The 1,219-nt window shown below is 41.4% G+C and carries 1 protein-coding gene; it reads right to left on the bottom strand.

The annotated features are described in order from the left end of the window. On the bottom strand, nt 1–1,219 hold a 1,219-nt coding region (locus IEV69_RS13780; protein ID WP_188443423.1), incomplete at both ends, for an HYR domain-containing protein.

Raw genomic sequence — 1,219 nt, 5'->3', positions numbered from 1 at the left:
ACAAGTACCTACATTTCCAAACTCATCCTCTGCTGTGATGGTGATGGTGTAAGTTCCTACACCAAGTTGTGTTCCCGGTGCTGGGGTTTGTGTCAATGTAACATCCTCTGAACAGTTATCCACTGCTGATGCCTCACCTGAAGCAATAAAGTCTTCAAGAGTATATAATCCGTTTGGTTCTGGATCTACTAATAAGTCATCAGGACAGGTAACAACCGGTGCTACAGTGTCTACGATCGTAACCATTGCAGTACAAGAAGCAATGTTTCCATTTACATCCTCTACAAATACAGTTACTTCAACTTCAGAACCTATATCAGAACAATCAAATTGTGTGATATCAGCTGTTACAATATCCAATCCACACGCTTCAACGGTGTTGTCCATATCTAATAAATCCATTGGGTCAAGGGTTACTGTACCATCTTCTCCAATTGACAGGTCGATATCCTGGCATACTAAAACTGGAGCGATGTTGTCAATAATCTCTAATTGAGTTACACAACTGGTTTCATTACCTGAAGAATCTGTTGCGGTTACAACAACATCTACAATTCCAACATCTTCACAAGTGAAGGTAAGGTCGGTAGTGGTTCCACCGCCACCAACAGAGTAAATAATGTTTCCATTAAATACACGTGGCTGGAATAAAGATCCGGTAAAGAATCCTCCTACAGCAGTTCCTTCCAACATTTCTAGGTTGTCATCAGACGCCCAGATGTTTCCAACTCCTGTTCCATTGGTATATGCAAAACCTCCGTTAAGAACTTCTGCAGTCACATAGAATGAACCTGTTTGTCCGTTTCCAATCTCAACTCCCATATCTAGGTCAAGTGGTGTTGGTACACCTTCTCCGTTTGGTGCAGTACCAGGAGCCTCACCTACTAAGGTCCAAGCTGACTGATCAGTTTCAAAACCAACGTGAGTTCCTTCTTTGTAATAAACAACTACATCTACAGGTGAACCTGCTTGCATGTTTGCGTCAAATGAATCTACTGTAATATCCTCTAAAGCATTAATTGTAAAGAAAGTTCCAAAGTTTCCATTTCCACCAGCAAAGCCTAAATTCAATGTCTCTTGACCACCTGATGTTGCTCCACCGGCACTAACTGTTACTGAACAGTTGTCAGTAGCACTAGTATAAAGGTCAGTAATTGGAACAGTAACTTCACCGTTAGCATCTAAGAAATACTGTGGAATAACTCCCGCAGCCAATTCA

It is taken from the genome of Planktosalinus lacus (assembly GCF_014640155.1).
Classification (GTDB): Bacteria; Bacteroidota; Bacteroidia; order Flavobacteriales; family Flavobacteriaceae; genus Planktosalinus; species Planktosalinus lacus.
Note: the sequence above shows the minus strand (reverse complement) of the source record. Positions and strands in the feature narration are given on the sequence as shown.